This window comes from Massilia sp. BAP21 (genome assembly GCF_057801335.1).
The window spans coordinates 1,347,020-1,368,758 of record NZ_CM173596.1 but is presented as its reverse complement, the minus strand read 5'-3'; the positions used below and the strand labels follow the sequence as shown (position 1 = coordinate 1,368,758).

Annotated in this window: 14 protein-coding genes; all 14 read right to left on the bottom strand. The window is 60.8% G+C overall.

What is annotated here, in order from left to right; translation table 11 throughout:
* Positions 1-39 precede the first annotated feature (39 nt).
* Complete coding sequence (locus tag ACWYRN_RS05985) at positions 40-1,059, bottom strand: hypothetical protein (RefSeq protein WP_488691595.1); 1,020 nt, start codon at positions 1,057-1,059, stop codon at positions 40-42.
* Positions 1,010-1,684 (bottom strand): hypothetical protein, encoded by a 675-nt coding sequence (locus ACWYRN_RS05980; RefSeq protein WP_488691594.1) that lies wholly within the window; start codon positions 1,682-1,684, stop codon positions 1,010-1,012. Before ACWYRN_RS05980 ends, ACWYRN_RS05985 begins: the two co-directional genes overlap by 50 nt.
* A 4-nt stretch (positions 1,685-1,688) precedes the next feature.
* Positions 1,689-1,955: a hypothetical protein gene (locus ACWYRN_RS05975; protein WP_488691593.1), complete on the bottom strand. Its 267-nt coding sequence runs from the start codon at positions 1,953-1,955 to the stop codon at positions 1,689-1,691.
* A gap of 196 nt (positions 1,956-2,151) precedes the next feature.
* Entirely contained in the window at positions 2,152-2,295 is a 144-nt protein-coding gene (locus ACWYRN_RS05970; RefSeq protein ID WP_488691592.1) for a hypothetical protein, read from the bottom strand.
* On the bottom strand, positions 2,292-3,584 hold the full coding sequence (locus ACWYRN_RS05965; RefSeq protein ID WP_488691590.1) for an RHS repeat domain-containing protein: 1,293 nt from the start codon (positions 3,582-3,584) through the stop codon (positions 2,292-2,294). Before ACWYRN_RS05965 ends, ACWYRN_RS05970 begins: the two co-directional genes overlap by 4 nt.
* A gap of 1 nt (position 3,585) precedes the next feature.
* A complete protein-coding gene (locus ACWYRN_RS05960) occupies positions 3,586-4,713 on the bottom strand; it encodes a hypothetical protein (RefSeq protein ID WP_488691589.1) in 1,128 nt (375 codons plus the stop codon).
* The gene (locus tag ACWYRN_RS05955) at positions 4,710-5,543 is read right to left on the bottom strand and encodes a right-handed parallel beta-helix repeat-containing protein (protein ID WP_488691588.1); all 834 of its coding nucleotides are present in this window, start codon (positions 5,541-5,543) and stop codon (positions 4,710-4,712) included. The genes ACWYRN_RS05960 and ACWYRN_RS05955 overlap by 4 nt, the downstream gene beginning before the upstream one ends.
* Before the next feature lie 187 nt (positions 5,544-5,730).
* A complete protein-coding gene (locus tag ACWYRN_RS05950) occupies positions 5,731-6,726 on the bottom strand; it encodes a right-handed parallel beta-helix repeat-containing protein (protein WP_488691587.1) in 996 nt (331 codons plus the stop codon).
* An 83-nt stretch (positions 6,727-6,809) separates the two neighbouring features.
* On the bottom strand, positions 6,810-7,676 hold the full coding sequence (locus ACWYRN_RS05945) for a right-handed parallel beta-helix repeat-containing protein (protein ID WP_229437670.1): 867 nt from the start codon (positions 7,674-7,676) through the stop codon (positions 6,810-6,812).
* Between the two features lie 89 nt (positions 7,677-7,765).
* Positions 7,766-13,012: a DUF6765 family protein gene (locus ACWYRN_RS05940; protein WP_488691586.1), complete on the bottom strand. Its 5,247-nt coding sequence runs from the start codon at positions 13,010-13,012 to the stop codon at positions 7,766-7,768.
* 117 nt (positions 13,013-13,129) lie between these two features.
* Positions 13,130-14,116: a hypothetical protein gene (locus ACWYRN_RS05935; RefSeq protein ID WP_488691585.1), complete on the bottom strand. Its 987-nt coding sequence runs from the start codon at positions 14,114-14,116 to the stop codon at positions 13,130-13,132.
* A 214-nt stretch (positions 14,117-14,330) separates the two neighbouring features.
* Positions 14,331-15,272: a right-handed parallel beta-helix repeat-containing protein gene (locus ACWYRN_RS05930; protein ID WP_488691584.1), complete on the bottom strand. Its 942-nt coding sequence runs from the start codon at positions 15,270-15,272 to the stop codon at positions 14,331-14,333.
* Positions 15,260-20,527: a DUF6765 family protein gene (locus ACWYRN_RS05925; protein WP_488691583.1), complete on the bottom strand. Its 5,268-nt coding sequence runs from the start codon at positions 20,525-20,527 to the stop codon at positions 15,260-15,262. The genes ACWYRN_RS05930 and ACWYRN_RS05925 overlap by 13 nt, the downstream gene beginning before the upstream one ends.
* Entirely contained in the window at positions 20,527-21,738 is a 1,212-nt protein-coding gene (locus tag ACWYRN_RS05920) for a DUF192 domain-containing protein (RefSeq protein ID WP_488691582.1), read from the bottom strand. Before ACWYRN_RS05920 ends, ACWYRN_RS05925 begins: the two co-directional genes overlap by 1 nt.
* Between the last annotated feature and the right edge of the window lies 1 nt (position 21,739).

Here is a 21,739-nt window from a genome sequence, read left to right as displayed (position 1 = left end):
ATCTGGCCGCTCCTGTACCAAATTGATATCACCGGGCAATCAGCGTTTGCAGCGAGCCAGCAGGTGCCGGGACAGGGGGCTACCGTGCTCAGCTTGCGTACGCGGTGTGGCCGTGACTTCGCATGCCTGCGCAATCTCGAATGTTTCGGTATCGGGATCGAATTGCTCCAGCGTGTCACTCGACTGTTCTGTCTTCAACGCAGGTCTGCGCGCGCCATGCGTTTTGAAGAAAGCATAGACCTGGGCTGCTCTGGATTGCGGTTCCCATTTGTCCAACACGAGCAGACTCCGCTTATTTTCATCCCACACCATGATCCGGTAGCCAGGCAGGGAGGAATAGCTGACATGGCGGCTGTAAAAGGCAGTAATGAAATAGTTGGTTTTGGTGGCAGCGTCATGGATAACAGAAATGTCTTCCCCAAACAAATACCGCGATTGTTCCGCATCGGAGTTACCAAAGCCTAGTTCATCCGGCTTGTTGGCCGGTACCGTGGCGCCAACGCGCAGCCAGCCGTTCTTGCGGCCGAGATAGAGCGTATTGATGGAATCGCGGTCGCCTCCGCTCGACAGGGCAGAAGCCGCGTGGAGGTACCAGTCGCACATGCCGTCGTTGTCGAGGTCGATCTTCGAAAACGCAAACCAGGTGTGGTTCGAGGCGCCGTCGATTCTTTCCCAGCCATTGCCGTTCACGGCATGATCGCCGGGCTTTGCGTCCCGTACCCAGGCGAATTCTTTTTCCTTCCTGGCCAGTGCCTGGTATTTGTCCGGCAGCGGCTTCCCGGGCGGCATGCGGCAATCCGGCATGTCGAGCGTGAGTTGCATGCTTGCGCCCTGCGCCGTGGCGGTAGCGGTGGCGAGGATCAGTCCATTTGAAAAAAGGCAGATTTTTTTCATCAGGTATCGGGGCTCGCCAGGAATGAGGTGGTTGTCATTGCACATGATTGGCGTCGTGTCCGGCGCGGCCGACTTGTTTTTCCAGGTTATCGATGCATCGCTGTCGGCCACTTCCTTATGGCGACTTTCCTGTTGCCGCTTCCCTGAGCATGCGAATGCGGGCACGTTCCGCTCCACGAGGGTCGCGTGCGGGTGTTGCGTGCGGTTCCAGCCGCCGCGCCAGTGCAAGCAGGATTTCCGCACGCCCGGCGGTTACCTCTTGCAATGCCAGGCTGTCGTTGAAACCCTTTTCGCTGATCCAGCCGGCCGTCGTGAAAACACGCGGCACTCCGGTTTTCAGCACCATGAAGTCGCCTAGGTCTTCTTCGGTGGGTGCGTCGACGAGATAGACCTTGCCAGTCGTGCGCTCCTTGAGCGCGTAGGGATACCACGTGAATGCAGCCACGAATGGCTGCCACTTGCCGCCAGTGAAGCGCAGATACCGGTGCTCGAGCACACGCATGCCTGCGCTCGGACTACCGCCGAGACGCTCGATCCAGAAATCCAGCAGGACGCACTGCCCACTGCCGTCCAGGTTGACGAAGCGGCGCCGGGCGTCATATTGCTCGTAGCTGGTTGCCGGCAGCGCTGGGGGCGCAAGGGAGGGCTTCTTGCATGCCGCCAGGTCGACAAGCACATAAGGGTTCGTGTCGGCCTCCACCGAGGCAGCACGCGTGTTATCTGCAGCTACGAGTCCCAAGCAGACAGCCAGACCTATTTGCAATACATCGAGAATACGCATTTTTTTCATGTTGTTATGGTAAGACCAATGGAGTAATGTCAAGGCCGCCACGCGGAACCGTGTCCGGCAAGTCGCTGGTGCAGCGCAGGGCAAAATAATCGGCCACCGGTTGATGGCGCCGCGGATCGGCGGGCTGGGCGACCGGATATTCGAACGCATTCACGAAGCGGCGGGCGTATTGTCCCCCGTCGGCGGTACGGTCGTATTCGAGCATGGCGGCAAAACTGCCGTGCTTGGCATGATTGCCGCCATCGCCGTTGTGCTCGCGCGCGGTGCGCATGGCAAGCTGGGCTCGATCTCGCGCTGCCGTTTGACCCAGGCCGGATTCGGCTGGCCGTTGACGAGCGGCGGGTAGTCATTGGTAACGTTCACTTGGCCACGTACGTTGTTGTAGCTCTTGCGCATGAGTGCCATCGACACGATGGACAGCCGTCCACCTGGCAGGGAATCCTTGTAGATGCCCATCAGGTAAGTATTCACGTAGGGTTTGACAGCAGGACGGTGGTTGCGATTGCCGCGCGTGCTTCTCCGTTGAAGCGCGCGGTCGGATTGCGTTTCCAACGATTGATGTCGTTCCAGCGTTGCTTGGCGGCGGCAGCCGCAAGACCGGTGCCGTTCATGAAGGCAGTGCGTTGCGCCTGGGTCGCAGCGTCCCAGTCTGGGGTCGACGCCGTATGGGCGCTGAACTGCTGGGCAGCGTAAATTGCACGCGTCTGCTGACGGTCAGCGTAGTCATGCCCGTACCATGCTCGAGCGTGATCTGCTGCACGCCGGTGCCTGCAACCAGGCGTGCCGGCTGCAGTACCTTGCCACCGGCGTCCCGCGCCAGGCGTGCCGGATAACCCTTCACGCTCAGGTTGCCCCTGCCGTTATCGTCGTAGCCGTAGGTCGACACGCGCTGCCACGCGGCCTTGCCTTGTGCATCGCTTGCGAGTTCGCTGATGCCGGTCAGGTAAGTCGGGAAGCTGGAACTCTCGTAATGGTAATAACGCGCGCCGGTCGGCATCTCGACCTTGACCAGGTTGGCCAGCAGCGTGTTGGCTGGCACCTGCGCGCCCTTCGGCGCCGGACTGCCGTAGCGGTAGCGGAAGGTGCCGACCGGGCTGACGATGCTTTGCACGCCGCGGAAGGCGGTACCGGCTGCGCTTTGCGCCTTGTCGAGGTATTGCAGCTGCAGGCGCCGTCCCTGCGGGTCGGTCACGCTCACCAGCAGGCCGCGCGCATCATGCTGCAGGCTGACGAACTGGCCGTTCGGCGCCAGGATCTGCACCAGCTTGCCCTTGCTGTCGAAGTTCAGCTGGCGCCCGTCGGCCCAGCGCCAGGTGTATTCCTCGCCGCGCCCGGTCTTGCCGATGCTGACCGTGCCGTTGGCCGGATCGGCGCTGGCGCACAGGCTGGGGTCGCGCGGATCGCGGTTGAAGATGATGCGGCTGCCGTCGGCCTGCACGATCTGCACGGTGCGGCCCGATACGTACAGGTCGGTCTCGTACGACAGCTTCCAGCCGCGCCCGACCAGGTTGGTCGACGAACCGGCCTTGCTGTGCGCGATGTTGTAGTGGCGGATGATTTCCAGGCCCAGGGTGCCGGGCAGCGGCGCCATGTCGACTTCGCGCTGGTATTTGTTACCGTTGATGACGTTGATCGGGTTACCCGCGCCGACGTTCACGCCGGTGCTGCTGCCCATTGCCGCGGGCCCCGCGCCGCCGCAGGTTGCGCCGCCGTTGCCCGGGCCGCAGGTGCCGGGCGGCGATACGGGCGGAAGGCTGGGGACGCAGCTGGAGTTGGGCGGGCAGGCGGGCGTGCCTGGAATACCAATGGGCGGCAGCTGGGCAACCGCGCTGCCGCTCATGGCGCCGAGCCAGGCGAACACGCAGGACAGTGCTGCGGGACGGAACCAGGGTGTAGACATGCTACAAGACTCCTGTCGTTTCGGTAAGCTGGAAAAGATCGTCTGCAAACACCTTGATGCCTTCGGGTCCGATCGGCTTTCCGTTCATGGTGTTGCCCTCGAGCGTAATGGCGCCGGTGCGGAACGACGTGACGGCCCACGGGTGTCCATCGCCCTTCACGACGATGCGGTTGTTGCGGATGATGGCGCCGTCGCCATGGTGCAGCCGGATCGGCGCATCGGCCTCGCGCACCCGGCCGCGTCCGCGCACGATGATCGTGTTGTTCTCGATCCGCGCATTCGGGCCGTAGATCCATAAGGCGGTGCCGGCATCGACCTCGATGGTCGAATCGCGGATGACGGTTCCGGCGCCTTCCACGCCGATACCCCAACCGGCGCTGGAAATCGCGACCTTCTCAACCAGGATGCCGCGCGCGGGATAGTCGCGCGCGCGTGCCGGCAGGGCACGCCGGACCTGTCCGACAGCGAATGCCGACAGTTCCGTCATCTGGGCGGCTGGCAGCCCTCCGGTCGCGCCAGGGCCGGCCATATCCGAACGCAGGTCGAGCGGCAAGCCAGGCGCGGACAGGATCTTGATGCCCCAGGCGTCACCGGCGCGCCTGGTCACGCGGATCTTGCCATTCCGGATCGTCAGGTTCGCGGGCAGCACCGGGCCATGGACGTCGGGGTAGTTGATCCAGTCGCTGGCAGGCGTGTCGATGGCAGCGCGCATGGCTGCATTCGCCACGACCGTATGCCGTTGCAGGTCCACGACCACGTTGTCGCCCGCCACCAGGATTACGATATGGTCATCGTTCTTGTATTCGCTGCCATGGGCAAAGGGGCGATAGTGGCTGTCGACCAGCATGTCGCGCGTTACGCAATGCAGGCCAGGGCGCGTGAGTACCGCGCCCCCACCCTGGCGCGGCTGGATCGGCTGGCATGTTCCGGCGTCCTGGGCGACAGCACTGGCACCGATGAGCAGCAGGGACAATGTCAGCAACAGTCGCATCGCGTGGCCGTGAGTGATCTCCATGGTGCTGTCGCGTACGATATTCCCGGCACCGCGCATTCCAACACCAACCAGGCCGGAAGAATATGCATTGCCGATCGTGTGCACCCGGCCTGGTCTCGTTTTAAATATATTCACTGCGTCTCCCTGGGATCCGGGTGTCTGGTCACAAGAGGCGTTTGTTGGGTAGCCGGCCTGACTTCGACGGTGCTTTTCTCGTCCAGGGTTCGATACAGGTTGGCCTTGCCCTCAACGGTATTCCCCTCCAAAACGACTCCTGCAGAGTTCCTGAATTCCATCGCAACAGCTCCGTCGGGCCGGCCTTTGATCACGAAGCGGTTGTTGCGGATGACTGCGCCAAAGCCGTCCTCGACATACAGGGCAACTTGCGGCTCGCCGCCGGCGTCTGCCGGATCGCGTGCCGTCATGACGATCTCGTTATCTTCGAACACCAGATTCGGGCCGTAGAGGTTGACGGCTGCGTTGGCGCCGATGATCTTGCAGCGGCGGATGATGTTGTTCTTTCCCTGCATGAGCACGACGATCTGGTCGGAAGTCAGGGTCAGGTTTTCGAGCACATAATCGGTCGACTCATAGCGGTCGATGTCGCCACGTGAGTCGGTTAATCTGGCACCAAGCAGGTAATGTCCTCCTACCTTCTTGCCATCAAAGCGCTTGTTATTGCCGTTCCATCGATGCGCCATGATGACGGCAGGCTGAAATTTCGTGCTGATGCTGCCATTGCGCAGTGAAATGTTACGGGCGGCTTGCATATCAGGATGCTCTTTTCCATCAGTCCAGGCAGCACCGCCGAGATGCATCATGCCTTGGCCAGCAGCAGTCGTCGTTACCATGCTGTGCCCTGCAAGATCGATCGAAACGTTGCCGGACTCCGAGACCATCAGAGGATCGTGCGGCACTGCCATATGAGGCAAGCGCAGCCAGGCGGGTAACTCGGTCTGTTTCAAATCCTGGCTGAGGCAATAGTTACCTGGCCGGTAAACGCGGACGGACCAGCGCTCGAATGACGTTCCTTGAGAGGAAGTCAAAGGTATGCAGGCACCATGCGACGAAGGCGCAAGCTGTCCTGAACCGGACGCTGCGACAGCGAGTCCCGAGGTTGTTCCAAGAACGAGCAGGAGTGATCTGATCATTCTATTTGTGTCCGGCAAATACCGCTTTCCATGCCGGCTCAAATCGGCTGCCGCTTTCTTTCATCTCCATGCTGCCCGTGAAAGCCCTGGCTACGTCATCCTTCTCCGTCATGCCGTAAAAGGTGTTCTTCTTGACGGTGATTGCGCCGGTGTCGAAAAGCGAAATGCCGCGACGGTTGGCGCCGTCCTTGATGACGATCCGGTTGTTGCGAATGATCGCGCCATCGCCATGGTGCAGGCGAATGGGCGCATCGGCCTCACGGACCGGACTGGCGCCGCTTACAATGATTGTATTGTCTTCAATAATGGCATCCGGTCCGAAGAGCCAGAGCGCCGTACTGCCATCGGTCTCGATCACGCAGTTGCGGATGATGGTGCCTGCGCCCTGGATATTGATGGCGCCCGCGTGCGCACGTGACGTAACGTTCAGCTCACGGGCGTCGATATGCATGTTCTCAATGCGAATGTTGCGCTCGTGATAGTCTGCTGCCTTCGAGGGGCGCAAAGCTAACTGATTCTTGAAAATCCATTCCTTTCTTTCTCCGAACGAGTTGGATAAATTGCGCAGTTCTTCCTTTGATTTCCCTTTTGTGCTTGCTCTTTCAAGTGGATCTCCCATGTCCGACAAAATCGATAGCTCATAGAACCCGGAATAGATACCGACCGATGATGTTGTACTCAGAAGACCGTTTTTGATTGCAACCTGCTTTGGCTGCCGTGCATTATAGTCCGCCTTGTAATTGGATTTGCCCCCATTCTCAATCCGGATGCCAAGGCTGGCATTGCCGATGCGAACGGCATTATCCTGAAGGTCGACACGAATATCGTCGTGGGTAATGCCCAAAGCCTCGGAGGGCCGGCCCGATCGCCTATCGATAAAGAATTCACTGTAGTCGCGAATCTCCAGATCGGCCTGGAGGCAATAACTCCCGGTCTGGCTCAACGCGATATTTTTGTTCTTTTCCGGCAGCAACGGCTGGCATGCAGTATTTTGCACATGGGCTTGTCCGCCGTATGGCAAGAGCAAAGCTGTACATGGTCCGATCATCGATGTGCGCAAGAACGCTGGTAAGGAGACGGTCATTTCAGGGTGTAGGTCGAGTCACCATTGACGCGCACTTTCTGCTCGAAGCCCTTGAACGTGTTCCCTTCAATAAGCACATCTTTCGAGTCGAGCAGATTGATGGCCGCAGGTGCGCTGGCGAAGATGCTGCCTTCGAAAATGAATGTGTTGTTTCGAACAATGGCGCCATGTGCATCGCGCAGTTTTAGTGCTGCATCGAACGGCTTTCCGTCGCCCTTGCCGTGTATGATAAAGGTCGTGTTTTCGATCACAGCACCCGGGCCGAATTGGAAGACGGCAACGCGACCATCGACTTCGATGATACTGTCGCGCAGTATATTACCGGCCCCGCCCATGTCCACACCACGCCAGCCGGCATGAATGGTGATATCTTCGATCAGGTAATCAGTTTTGGCATAGCCCAAGGGTGGGCCACCCTGCGTTGCGGACGCGGGAATATCTTGGCAACTTACTCGTTCTAATGGACAAAATCCTTTTCCGGCTTTCGTTGACAGCCAGTCAGGACGAAGTGTCATGCCACGATTTGCTTCGCTATTTCCCGGTGCCTCGATATAGCCGTTACGTACCGTCACCCCTACACCACCTGAACGATTTTCTATGCCAACCATACCGTTTGCCTCAGCGACAAGACGGTGGCCTTGCAGATCGATTACATAACTATCCTTCCCCCGGGGATAGCTAGCTTTGCTGTCGAATGGATGGGTAATACTGATCAGCCCTTCACCGCTAAAAGCCTTATAGCTAAACGCATGCACATCGAACACCTTTATAGCCAACATATTTTGCCGGAGACAATAGCTGCCGGGCTTGTCTATATAAGCCCTATCTCCAGCACCTTGTGGGTCAGAAATCGAAAGTTTCATACAGGTTGGCTCTACAGCACCTACCTGTAGAGCGTGAATTCCTAATGCGATACCCAGTCCTAGTATAGGTTGTCTGAATTTGATTATGCTCATGGTGTTCCTTGAAAACCAGGGGGGAGATTGTCTGGCCCTGGTGTCGCCGAAGTGTTGCAGAGCGGAAGAATCGTGCCTTGGTATAGCCTTTGATCCAACGCGTTATTATTAGCGTCGCATAAGAATTTATTGCGATTTGCAGCCCCAGCATCAGCTGAATAGATTCCTTTCGTAGGGCCAGGGTTAGTCCAATTGACTTCCGTGATACCCCACTCGTTAAGTTTGGATTGAAGAAGCTGTATTTTCCTACTTGTACCTGGAGCGGTTTTTTGGTATTTGGCAGTGTGATCGTCCTCATCCTCGTGCTCAGGGATTTTATTGAAATCTTCGAGGAGCTTTTCTATTTCGCTCAGTGGATGAACGGCGCCTGTTCCACCGATTTCGGCGAATAGCGCGTACATTCTTTTTTCCATTTCAAGCGTACGCGCTTCGTTGAGTTGCCAGTTGCCGTGCCTGTAGGTGTAGTCTGGATGACTCAAACTAGCGCCATGGCCCATGCCAAAAGTTAGGTCGTATGGCACGTTATTCGCGTCGCGATGTGCAAAGGTATCGGCGAACGAATGCATGAACTCACCCAGGAACTGCAGTCTGGTTCCACGTTTGCACACCACGTTTTCATCAAATCCACTCAGATCGGCAGCAGCGTAAAGGCGTTGTAACTGCTCGTTTAGTGAAGGCCCCACATAATCGGTACTGTCGGGGGCTGAACCGTAATCAAATATTCCTCCTTTTATCAATCCAGTGTTTGGATCCACATAAGACGTCACAGCCGTAAAGTGGTAGGTCAGCAATCTGGTTCGGTGTTCGTTTCCGAGGCCGTGTTCAAGGTTTAGAGGTTTTGTCAGGGGGTTATCGTCGACATATTGCGACGCGAGCGCCACAATTCGAGCTTCTTCCGGGGTTAGTCCTGCAGCGATGCCCAGGAACATCGTCATGTAATAGTGGATGTCGCTCTGGTACAGCCCCAGCGGATCGATCCGGGTCAGTGGATTCGAACCCACGTATACGTAAGGGTTGATTCCACCCTGGAGTCCTAGCGGATCCGGACTGGTATAGCGTCCCAGTTCGGGATCGTAGTCGCGCAGGTAGTTCTGCGACAGGCCCGTCTCGGCGTCGTACACCTGGCCCGGCAGGCGCAGGTTCATCTCGAATGGCCGGTCGCTGGCAGCGGACAGGTCGGCGTGCAGGATCTGTGCCTTGCCAAATGCAGTGGTACTGGCCTGCCAGACAATATTCCGGGCGCCGTCGCTTACCGCCTGCGGTGTGCCGAGATGGTCGGTATGGATGGCGTACACGTGGGCGGCGCTGTCCGGGCCGCCCCATATCGACGTGCGTAATCGGCTCAGCCAGCCGCGGTTCGGGGACATGTCGATCCTGGCGACCGGTTTGCCGTGCAAATACACATAGTGGGCGGTGATATGGCCTTCGCTGTCCGCCTCGGCGGCCAGGCGCTGGTCGCGGTATAAACTGTAGGTAGTGACACTCTTGCGGCCTGTCACAGCGGCGGTGCGAACGAAGCCAGTCGCCGCCACTGGCGGGGCATACACCGTCTTGGCTGAACGCTCGCCGTCGGCGTTGTAGCGATAGGCGGCAAGCAGTTCGCCATCGGTGCCGTAAACGGCAATCGGCCTGTGCGCGGCGTTATACACGATGCGGCGGCTGCGTTGCTGTGCCATATCGGGCTGGCCAGATGCCGGCGGGAACGCGATCTGCGCCATCGGGAGGCCGCCTGGCCTGTAGAACAGGCCGGTTTCGGCGGCCTTCCCGTCCTGGCGATCCGCTGCGCGCGCCACGCCCAGGAGGCGGTTGCTGCCTTCTGCATACAGGTAGGTGCGCGCCATTGGCGCATGGCCCGCATTGCCGGCGTTCACCTTGGTTAATATGGGCTCGCCCCGCTCCGCCGTGCGGTTGCCGCCCTTGTCATAGGTGTAGTGCAACGTGGCGCCGCTGTCGGTTGCAATGGTGGTCAATTGGTCGAGCGCGTCATAGCCATAGCTTTCGCTGCGTGCCTGCGCGGCGCCAGATCCGCTTGCGCCAAGCTGGCGCGTGATGGCTGTAAGGCGGTCCGCCGCGTCGTAACGATTCGCCTGGCCATACAACACCCGCGGCTGCGCTGCTTCGTGCGCGCCGAACCAGGCCATCATGCGCGTCCACCAGCGGCGCGCGTCAGGGGCAGCGCCGACTGCTGCCAGTTCGGCCGTGCGTCCGCGTGCATCGAGCACGATGCGTTGCTGCACGCCGTTGGCATGGGTATAGCCGGTCAAGCCGTCCGCTACGCTCTGCCTGATGCCGGTGACAAGTGCTTCGTCATCGAACAGGATGGCTTCCAGCTGGCCGCCGGCCTTGGCATACCGATAGGACAGGCTGTGGCCGTCCGGCAGGGTCTGGCGCAGCAGGCGTCCCGCTTCGTCGTATTCGCTGGCGGTGATGAACTGCAGCGGTGGCTGGCCTGGGGCAGCGTCCATGCGCGCCATGCTGCGGCGCTCCTCGAGCATCTGCCCGATGGCATCGTGGCGATACAGGGTACGTTCCGTTGCGTGCTCGGCCTTGCCGTCAGGTGTGGCCAGCACTTCCACCAGCCTGCGTCCCAGGTATCGGTACTGCACCAGGCCGGCTATCTTGTCGGAGCCGACGCTCAGCATGCGCCCCTGCACGTCGTAGGCAAAGCGCGTGATTGCGCCGCGGCCATCCGAACGCACGAGCAGGCGTCCCGCCGCGTCGTAGTAGAACAGGTCGATGCCACGGTCGCCGTTAACCTCGAGCATCTTGCGGCCGAAGTCATCGTAGCGGCGCTGGGTTGTCACGCCTTTTGCGTCCGTTACCTTGATCTGCCTGCCGTGGACGTCGTAGGCAAAGCCGATCGTGCTGGCCTCGGGCGTGCCGGCGCCGCTGGTCATGCTGATCAGCTGGCCCCAGGCGTCGTATGCGAATTGCGTGCCGATCCCCAGCGCATTTGTCAGCCGCGCGACCTGCCCTGCATCGGTATATGAAACGCTTCCTTGCGCGCCCAGGCCATCTGCGGTCGCCGCAAGGCGGTTACGTGCATTGAAGCCGAATTGGGCCCGGCCGGTAAGCTGGTCCTGGGCGCTGTACATGGCTGCTTCCTGCTGGCGCCCCTCGGTGTCCACGGTGGCGACCAGCTTGCTGCCGTCCGGCAGGATACGGTGCGTGATGCGGCCGGCCGCGTCATGGACATAGCGGCTGGTCAGGTTGCCGGGCTGGGTCACACTGAGCAGACGCCCGTTCGGACCATAGCTGTAGCGGATGGTGCGCGATTGCGGGCCGCTGCCGTCGGCCAGGGTGCTGTCGATGCGCACTTCCTCGGGCTGCCCGCGCCAATTGTGGCGTATGGTGACGGTCTGGCTCCCGGCCTCGTCACGGGTGCGCATCGCGGTCAGGCGCAGGGCGCTGTCGCGCGCCAGGAATTCGGTGACCACGTTGCCTGGCGCGATCGTGCGTAGAGGCATCTTGGTGCGGGTGTCGTATTCGGTGCGGCTGATGTCGCTGTTCGAGGGGCCGGCCTTGCCAGCCGCATTGGGCAGGGGACCATCGATTTCGATCCGCTGGCCATATCCGTCATAGCGATAGCCAATGCGCCGTTCGATGACGCCGGCTATACCCGTGCCTTCGAAAGTCGGCAGGAAGCCGTGTTCCGTCACCGAGGCTGGCTGTCCCTGTGCAGCGCCGGTTTCGACATACACAATTTCCGTTACGTATTCTTTCCCGGGGACGACACTGGGCCGGATGATCCGTGCCGGGGAATCGCTGTTTCCTGCGTACTCGAAGCGCATCTTCCATTTGCCGGCAAGCGGTTTGCCGTTGGCATAGGAGTGATGCGATACGATATGCGGACGCCCCTGGGCGTCGTACTGGGTGCTCTCGGCCGACAGCACGGTGCCTTTTGAATCCAGCTTCATCGTGGCCACCAGGTGCCCTGCGTCATCGTAGCCATAGCGCACATTCGTTTCGCCACAGGTAACGCAGCCGGCGCCGAGCGCTTCCAGCAAACGGTACTGCCCGGCGATGACGGCGTGGCGGTAGACGATTTTCTGGCCCAGACTGTTAGTCAGCGTGGTCGTGCCCGCGCCATGCTCGAGCGTGATCTGCTGCACGCCGGTGCCCGCCACCAGGCGCGCCGGCTGCAGCAGCTTGCCGTCGTTGCCACGCGCCAGGCGCGCCGGATAACCCTTCACGCTCAGGTTACCCTTGCCATTGTTGTCGTAGCCGTAGGTCGATACGCGCTGCCATTCGACTTTTCCTGCGGCGTTCGTGGCCAGTTCGCTGATGCCCGTCAGGTAGGTCGGGAAACTCGGACTCTCATAGTGGTAGGTGCGCGCGCCGGTCGGCATCTCCACCTTGACCAGGTTGGCCAGCAGCGTGCTGGCTGCAACTTGCGCGCCCTCCGGCGCCGTGCTGCCGTAGCGATAGCGGAAGGTGCCGACCGGGCTGACGATGCTTTGCACGCCGCGGAAAGCCGTACCCGCTGCGCTTTGCGCCTTGTCGAGGTACTGCAGTTGCAGGCGCCGCCCCTGCGGATCGGTCACGCTCACCAGCAAGCCGCGCGCGTCGTGCTGCAGGCTGACGAACTGGCCGCCCGGCGCCAGGATCTGCACCAGCTTGCCGCGGCTGTCGAAGCTCAGTTCGCGGCCATTGATCCAGCGCCAGACATATTCCTCGCCCCTGGCCGTCTTGCGCACCGTGATGCGGCCATCGGCCGGATTGTCGCTGGCGCACAGCGACGGGTCGCGCGCGTCGCGATTGAAGATGATGCGGCTGCCGTCGGCCTGCACCACCTGCAGGGTGCGGCCCGACACGTACAGGTCGGTCTCGTACGACAGCTTCCAGCCGCGCCCGACCAGGTTGGTGGAGGTGCCCGGGCCGCTCAGGGAACTGTTGTAGTGGCGGACGATCTCCAGGCCCAGCACGCCCGGCAACGGCGCCATGTCGACTTCGCGCTGGTATTTGTTGCCGTTGATGATGTTGATCGGATTGCCGGCGCCGACGTTCACGCCGGTGCTGCCGCCCATGGCCGCCGGACCGGCGCCGCCGCAGGTCGCGCCGCCGGGACCGGGGCCGCAGGTGCCCGGCGGGGAGGCGGGCGGCATGCCGGGGGCGCAGCTGGTGTTGGGCGGGCAGGTCGGCGTGCCGATAGGCGGCAGCTGCGCACGTGCCATGGCAGTCATGACGTAGAGACATGCGAACACGCTCGAAAGCGCTGCGGAATGAAACCAACGTTTGAACATGGCTACTACACCTCGGCTATTTCAGTAAGATGTGATGGCACGACCGGCGTCGGCATTGATGCCTCAGCGCGCACTCCGGCTGGCCGGTATCGAGCCGCACTCCCTGCCAGAAGCCTTTCATTGCACACTGGGCTCACCTTTGGCCGATGGGGCGGCCGGCAAGTTCCGGATTTCATTGTTGCGCTCAGTTGTGCTGCTCTTGTCATCCCATATTCTTGTCAAGGTCTTTATGCCATAGACTCGGTTGTTTTCTATTAGCACATCTTTGCTGTCGATGACCGATATCGCGGCGGCAGAAGAGCTTCCGGGAATGCCATGGACTACAATGTCATTATTCCTGACGATTGTGCCGTCACTATGATGGAGCTTGATCGCAGCCGCGCTTTCGTAAGCCGAATTCCCCCTGAATATGATGATATTGTTCTCGATAACATTATTCGGTCCGAAAAGATAAACCGAGGCATGGCCGTTGTTGATCTCTATCGTGCTGTTGCGCACAACGTTTCCTTTGCCGCGCATTCCAATTCCAACCAGGCCGGCTGTAAAGTTTTTTTCACTGGTATTTGCCTGGATCTTCATGGAATCGATGATATTCTCAGTAAGAGGATAATCACCTGCAGAGATTTTCTGGAGTTTTTCGTAATCTCTCCCGGAGGATCGCGTGTTGCCTGAGTATTTCGTCATGAAATCAGCTCGCAAGCTGCCTTCCCTGAATGCCATCTCGATGGCGCCAATCGTCCGGGTCGAAACAGTCCCATTTCTTATAGAGACATGAGAAGGTAGCTGTCCTTGCCTGTCAATTTGTGATAGCAGAATCCCGCTCATCCCTCCTGTTTCCGCAGTAAGAGAATGCTTTTGCAAGTCTATTTCAACATTGGACGAGCTTATCTGAAGGATCGGGCTGCTCGCGTATTTTTCCCCGTGTATATCGTAAAGACGAGGGCTCTTTATGTCATGTGACAAACAATAGCCTCCAGGCTGTTCGATGAGTTCCGTGATGGTGATATCCGTCTGTTGGGGGTCGATTTGCTTTATCGGCTGGCAGGCATCTTGAGCATGAGCATCAGGAAGGGTATATAACAGCGCGCACGAAAGTGCGATCATATAAATGTCCATTGTTATTGACAGTTATGCAGGGATGAGCGATTTTCGCAAGAACACTGGTAAGAAGCAGGTCATTTCCAAGATATAGGTCGAGGCACCATTGACGCGCACTTTCTGCTCAAAACCCGTGAATGTGTGCCTTCAATGCGCACATCCTTCGAATCGAGCAGATTAATACCCGCAGGCGCGCTGTGCGGAAGTCGGCATTCGGTTGTCATTTTCTGTTGCTGAACGAACTTTTCCCGGTCCTGTCGACAATTTGACTGAAACCCTCAAAGGTATTTCCTTCCAGTTGCACGTTACTGGAATCGATGAGCCTGATCGCCGGTGGTGCTTTCCTGAACCAGCCTTTGAAAACAAACCGGTTGTTTCGGACGACCGTGCCATTGGCATCCCACAGTGCTATCGCACCGTCGCTGGAAGCGGGAACGCCCTGTCCATGCACAATGATCGTATTGTTTTCAATCGTCCCACCCGGACCAAAGAGGGCGATACCGTTACGGCTGTCCACTTCGATCACGCTGTCTCGAATCGTGTTGCCGATGCCAACCAGCTGCACGCCCAGCCAGCCCGCGCGGATATTTACTTTGCTGACGACATGCTGCGTGGTGGTATAAGGCGGCGCTTTGCTCCAGGTGCCTGTTGCCGCGCCACGATCACACTTGACGTCCGCGTTGTCACAGGGCAGTCGTGCATAGGTCGTACGAGGACTCTGCAACATATGGAGGTCGATGCCGATATTCGGCTCGTCGGAGCCGGGCACGATGATCGTGCCATCGTGGATACGCACATGTGATATCGCGGTATTGGCCTTTATGCCCATCATGTTTTTTGCTGTCGCTTCGAGCCGATGGCCCTGCAAATGAATATCGAGGCCTGTCTCCATGAAGGCGGAAGGTGGTGCACCAAACTCAGGGGAGACGATACTCAGGAGCGCGGCGCCTTGAAACGTCTTCATGCTCATCGAATGGATATCGAAAGCTCGCGGTTGATCCAGATCGACATTAAGGCAATAATTCCCGACAGCCGGAACGCTGCCCCTTGTCCCGCCATTGATCCCTCTTGCCTCGACTGATTCGCAAGCCTGTGCCAATGCGATCGACAGGGCGCCATACCCCACCATGGCCCCCCATATTTTCTTGATTATCGGTTGCATGACGGCAGGATCGTTCCCTGGTATTTTTTCTGGTCGAGTGCGTTTCCGTTGGCATCGCACAGATGCGTGTTCCGGTTACGCTCCCCCAGCACTTCGTTGTATGTATATTGCGTTGTTGCACCCGGCCCTGCCCAGTTGACCTGGATACCCCATACTGCGAGTGTCTGCTGCAGCAGGAGAAGCTTGCGGCTGGTGCTGGGCGCGGCCGGTATGAAGCCTTCCCCCTCATGCTCGGGAATGTCATTGAATTCTGCAAGAATCATTTCGAAATCGGCGAACCGTTTGGCCTTGCTCGGATCGCCCAGGGCACGCAATTTTGCATACACTTCGCGCTCCATCTGCAGCGTGCGTTCTTCGTTATGATTCCAGTTAAATGAGCCATTTCCCAGAATGGGAGACAAATGGTCGTAGGTGTAGTCCGGATCGCTGCCATACCCGCCATGTCCCAGCCCGACTGACAGCTGGAACGGATGATTGTTCGAGTCGCGGTGCGCGAATGTATCCTCGAACGAATGCAGGTATTCCCCCATGAGTTGCAATTGGGTGCAGCGAGGATTGCGGAGGTTGGCTTCCCTCCTGGAGGTCGCGATGGCCTGGCGCAGCCGGCGCAACTGGGCGTTCTCGGGAATATTTGCGAAAGCGGTATTGTCTACCGGCGTTCCGTAGTCGCGGACGCCTGCTCTCACCCATCCTGTGCCTGGATCGATGGTTGTCGGTACTGCGGTGAAATGATAGGTCAGCAGTCTGCGCCGGTGGTCTTCCGAGTCATCGAGGTGCAGAGGGCGTGTGTCGTCGTTATCGTCCACAAACTGCGCAGCAAGTGCCAGCGTTTGCGCATCGTCCAGGCTCATGCCTGCAGCCAGCGCCAGAAACATATTCATGTAATAGTGAATGTCGCTCTGATACAGGCCCAGGGTATCGGTATGCGTCAGCGGATTGCTGTCGACGTAGGCGTATGGATTGATACCGCCCGCCAGGCCGCTCGGGTCCGGCGTTGTGTAGCGCCCCAGCTCGGGATCGTAATCGCGCAGATAATTTTGGTGCAGGCCGGTTTCTGCATCGAATACCTGACCGGGGAGCCGAAGGTTCATCATGAATGGTTTGCCGGAGACGCCGCTCATGCTCGCGTGCATGACTGTGGCCTGGCCAAATGGCGATGTGCGGGCCTGCCATACAATCTCCTGCCGTGTGTCGGTCACCGCTTGCGGCGTTCCGAGGTGATCGGTGTGGATGGCATAGATCCGGGCAAGGCTTGCATCCGCTGGCGGATGTTCGCCGGCAGCTTTCATCAGGCCCCTGACACTCCGCCATACGGCATGAAACAGGCTTGGATTCGGCTCCATGTCGATCTTCGCCACCGGCTTGCCATCGACGTAAATGTAGTGTGCGGTGATATGTCCCTCACTGTCGGCTTCGGCACTCAGCCGCTGATTGCGATACAAGCTGTAGGTCGTGGCGGGTGTCGTCTCGGTAGGCAGGGAAGTACGTACAACGGGGCCTGCTGAACTGCGCACCGCATACAGGGTCTTCGCGAAGCGTTCGCCATGCGCGTTGTAGGCATATCTTGCGATGACGTTTTCTCTGCTGTCATATACCGCAACCAGGCGGTTTGCCATGTCGTACTCGAAACGGTGGCTGGCGGCGATCTGCGTGGTATTCGTCCTCACCGCGTCGAGCGTACTGAATCCAAGCCGGGCGAACGGCGCACCGCTATCTCCATACAACCAGGCATTGTCGAAAAGCCCCTGTTGTCCGCGCACCCCAGACGGCGTCCCATTAAGCTTGCCACCGCCCCACGGCAGCCGCGCCCGCGCAACCAGCCGGTTGGTGCCGTCCGCGTACAAATATTCGCGCGCACCAGGGACTGCTTGCGTATTAGCAGCCGTCGCTTGCAGCAACCGATCAGGCCTGGCCTCGATACGGCGGTTCCCCCCTTTGTCGTAGCCATAGCGGACCACCTGGCCATCCGTGCCGGCGCCAATCAAGCGGTCATGGACATCATAGGCATACTGCTCGTCCACTTGCCGGGACGACAGGTTCCCTGCACGTCCCAGGTTGCGCCTGATGCTGATCAGGCGACCTGCCTGGTCGAAGCGATTGGCCTGCGCATAGACCAGGTGTTCGGTTGGGGCGGTAGCATGGCCCAGCCAATCGCCGAGCCGCCCCAGCCACCCTTGTCCGGCAACCGGCATGCCTGTCGCCTTGATGGAAGTGAGCTGGCCACGCGCATCGCGCTCGATGCGATGCCTGACACCATTTCCGAATGTAAGGCCCGACAACCCGGCCGGTCCTTGTTTGATATCGGCAACGATCGTGTCTTCGTCGAACAGGATCGCGTTCAGGCCACCTCGGGATGCATAGCGATATTGCAGCCGATGGCCATCCGGCAGCACTTGCGTGTGCAAGCGTCCAGCTTCGTCATAGGTATTCGTCGTGACAAAACTCAGGCCTGTGGCATCGTTCTTGACGCCTGCTCGTGCAAACCAGCGTTTTTCTTCCAGGACCTGGCCGAGCGCATCGTAGCGGTAGCCCGTTCTTTCGATGGCATGGTCCGCGTTGCCGTCCGGCGTCGCCACGATTTCGGTCAGGCGCTTGCCCACGTAGCGATAACGCGTCAGTTCCGGAATGGCGGTAGTGCCGACCGCAACCAATCGTCCCCGCAGGTCGTGGCGGTAACGGGTATCGTTGCCCTGTCCGTCAGAGCGTACCAGCAGGCGGCCAGCGGGATCGTGAAAGTACAATGTCACGCCGCGGTCCGGGTTTACTTCCAGCATGGGCCGGCCAAAGTCGTCGAAGCGGCGCAGCGTGGTGACGCCGTTGGCGTCGATCACCTTGATCTGGCGGCCGTGGGGATCGTAGGCGAAGCTGATCGAGGCGGCGTCCGGCGTGCCCGGTGCACTCGTGCGGCTCACTAACATGCCATTGTCATCGTAGTCGAAGCGGGTAGCGATGCCGAGCGGATTGCTGATCTCGGCGACGGCGCCGGCCGGGGTGAAGCTTGCATCGGCCGTCGTGCCCAGGCTGTCGTCCATACCGGCCACGCGGCCCGCCTCGTCGAGACGGTAGTGGGCCATGCTCACGCTACGGCCGCTGGCATCGAGCATGACCGCGGATGTCCGGCGTCCTTCAGTGTCGTACACGGCAGCCATGCTGGCGCCGTCCGGTAGCCATTTGCGTGTCATGCGTCCTGCAGCATCGTAGTCGAAGCGCTGGACCATGTCGCCTGGGTGGGTGGTACTGGTTAATTTTCCGTTCGTATCATAGGCGTAGTGGACGGTTTGCGACAAGGGCGGACTCCCGTCGGCGGCTGTCCCTTCCACCCGCATTTCCTCGGGTTGCCCGCGCCAGTTGTATCGCACGCGTACGACCTGGGTGCCGTCAGCATCGGTAAACCGCGTCACGGTTGGGCGCAATGCCGCATCGCGCTCGAGCACCTCGGTAACGCCACCTCCCGGCATGTCGGTGCGAATCGGCAGCTTGGTACGGCCATCGTAGCGGGTGAGGGTGATGTCGCTGTTGGCCGGGCCCGGCTTCGACGCCGCATTCGGCAGCGGGCCGTCGGCCGCCACGCGCTGGCCGTAATGGTCATAGCGGTAGCGGATGGTGCGCATGATCGTGCCGGCGGATCCCGTGCCTTCCAGCGTTGGCATGTAGCCCTGCTCGCTGACCTGGACCGGCAGACCAGCGAGCGCCGGACCTTGCGCATACTCGAACGAGGTCACGTAGAAACGGCCGGGAACCACGCTGGGCCGGAGGATGCGCGCGGGATAGGCGGCATCCGCCTCGTACTCGTAGCGCAGTTTCAAACGCGCCGGCAGGGCCTTGCCGCGTGTATAGGCGATGTCGCTGACCGAAGCCAGGCGTCCGCGCCGGTCGTATTCCTGGCGTTCGGAGGACAAGGGTTCGCCTGTGGCCGAGAGGCGCGTGGTGGTCTGCAGCCGCGCCAGCTCGTCGTAGGCGTAGCGTACATTGGTCTCGCCGCAGCCCGAGCAGCCGGCGCCACGTACTTCCAGCAGCCGGTATTCGCCTGCCAGGATCGCGTGGCGGAAAACGGTCTGGCGCCCCTGGCTGTTGGCCACGACCGTCTCGCCTTTGCCATACTCGAGCGTCACCTGGCCGATGCCGGTGCCGTCCGCCAGGCGCGCCGGCTGCAGCGGCTTGCCGTCGGCGCCGCGCGCCAGCCTGGCGGGCCAGCCGCGCACCGACAGGTTAGCCTTGCCGTTGATGTCATAGCCATAGGTGGCGATGCGCTGCCATGCAGCCTTGCCTGCCTTGCCGTTCACCAGTTCGCTGATGCCGGTGAGGAGGGTGGGGCGGTCGGCCTGTTCGTAATGGTAGGTGCGCGCGCCAACCGGCATGCTCACCTTGACCAGGTTGGCCAGCAGCAGGCGCTTGTCGATGTCGGCGCCGGCCGCCATGGCGCTGCCATAGTGGTAGGTAAAGCGGCCAACGGGACTGGCGATGCTTTGCACGCCGCGGAAGGCGTCGCCGGCGCGGGCCTGTTCCCGGCTCGGATAGCTCAGGTCGAGCCTACGGCCCTGCGGGTCGGTGACGCGGGTCAGCAAGCCCGCCGGGTCGTAGCGCAGGCTGACGAACAGCCCGCCCGGCGCCAGGATCTGCACCAGCTTGCCCTTGCTGTCGAAGCTCAGCTGGCGGCCATTCGTCCAGCGCCAGGTGTATTCGTCGCCGCGGTTCGTCTTGACGATGCTGACGGTGCCGTTGGCCGGATCGGCGCTGGCGCACAGGCTGGGGTTGCGCGGATCGCGGTTGAAGATGATGCGGCTGCCGTCGGCCTGCACGATCTGCACGGTGCGGCCCGATACGTACAGGTCGGTTTCGTAGGACAGTTTCCAGCCTCGTCCGACCAGGTTGGTCGAGGCGCCGGACCCGCTTAGCGAGCTGTTGTAGTGGCGGATGATTTCCAGGCCCAGCGTGCCGGGCAGTGGAGCCATGTCGACTTCACGCCCGTACTTGTTGCCGTTGATGACGTTGATCGGGTTGCCTGCGCCGAGGTTGATGCCGCTACTCCCGCCGATAATGGCCGGACCGCGGTTGGTGCAGGTTGCGCCGGCGTTACCGGGACCACAGGTACCCGGCGGCGTTGGCGTACCCGGCGCGCAACTGCTGTTCGGCGGGCAGATCGGCGTGCCGGGGAAGCCAGGAATCGCGGCCTGGGCGGAGAGACCGCCCAGCGGCAGTAGGGCGAGTGCGGCAAGAAGCCGGATGCAGGATATATGCATGAATGTCTTCTCCATCACACCACCGGGCAGACCGGGCAATCCGCTCCCGTGCAGGGCGCGTTCGGGTCCACCGGGTCGGGCGGCACTTCCTCGTTGCAGGCGATCCCGGTGCAGGGCGGCGAGGGCGTGTCGCTCACCGGCGGGTCGCCCGGATTGGTCGGGTTGCCGCCGTTGCCCGTGCCCGGCGAACTGACCGGCGTGCCTTCGATGGCGTCGGACTGCATGTGCAGCGTCACGTGGGTGACCACCGGGATGCCGTTGTCCTGCACGATCCTGGTGTAGGCGGCGTCATTGCGCGGATCGGCCGCCTTCAGGTAGGCGCTGAAGATGGTCCTGGCAAGCGGGATGGTGGGCTTGTAGCTGTGGATGATGCGCAGCTTGAGCAGGTTGGCATCCTGGATGGTCTGGCCGGAAGCGCTGTCCACCGACGGGGTCTTGAAGGCCAGCCGCGAGTTCGGAATCACGCGCAGGGAATTGGTGTTGTACCTGGCTTGCAGCTTCGGCTCATTGTAGGCAGCGAAGCTTTCCTCGGTCGGGTTCAGGATGACGACATCGCTGTTCGCGACCGCGTTGCGCGCCTTGCCCTCCGATTCGGCCAGCTCGGCCGGATTCGTACCGCCGCCGTACAGCGGGATCAGCGCCTTGGCGTATTCCGCCTTGATGGTCCCGAGATTCGCATGCCCCACGCTGCCGGCGCGCGCCGCCATGAAGCTGGCATGGTTGATCTGGCTCTTGGCGAAGAACAGCTGCGCGTACTGGATGATGCCGAGGCCGATCACGGCGATGATCGGGCCGACCACGACGAATTCGACCATCGCCAGGCCGCCCTGGGCGTGCGCGCGCACCCGCGGCCGCACCGCCTGCGCCAGGCCGGGATGCTCGAGGCGGTCGCCGGGCCGGATGCCGAGGCGCCCGATGGCGCCGGCCGCCAGCTCCAGCGTGTGGCGCGCGCCGGTTCGCGGATCGGCGGCGCTGGCGCGCCAGGGTTTCACGCGCGGCACGCACTTGACCACGGCGCCGGCGGTGTCGAGGTAGACCACGTCGATGGCCTGGCGCATGAAGGCGCAGTGCACGCTGGCGCAGCGCGTCAGGAGCAGGCCGGCGTCCGGCGCCAGCGGCGGCGCCAGCATCAGGCCGCGCAGGCGCGTCAGGAAACCGTCGGCCAGCGCCACCCGCAAGGGGTGGGCGCCGCTGGCCGTGTGCAGGAGGATGGGGCGCTCGTTCATG